This is a genomic window from Mammaliicoccus sciuri, from assembly GCF_002901825.1.
GTDB lineage: Bacteria > Bacillota > Bacilli > Staphylococcales > Staphylococcaceae > Mammaliicoccus > Mammaliicoccus sciuri.
This window is the reverse complement of sequence record NZ_PPQD01000037.1, coordinates 1-214: the sequence shown is the minus strand read 5'-3', so window position 1 is coordinate 214 and position 214 is coordinate 1. Positions and strand designations below refer to the sequence as shown.

Sequence of the window (214 nt, the reverse complement as noted above, 5' to 3'; positions counted from 1 at the left end):
CACTCGGTTTTTTGCTTGGTAAAATCTATTGCTTACTTATCTAGTTTTCAATGTACAATATAATATGGTGGAGACTAGCGGGATCGAACCGCTGACCTCCTGCGTGCAAAGCAGGCGCTCTCCCATCTGAGCTAAGCCCCCTAATTGGGAATTAAAATTTAATGGTGGGCCTAAATGGACTCGAACCATCGACCTCACGCTTATCAGGCGTGCG

General features: G+C 46.3%; 1 tRNA gene. It reads right to left on the bottom strand.

Annotated features, from left to right (window positions below):
- Window positions 1-65: 65 nt before the first annotated feature.
- A tRNA-Ala gene (locus tag CD035_RS13795) sits at window positions 66-141 on the bottom strand.
- Window positions 142-214 lie beyond the last annotated feature (73 nt).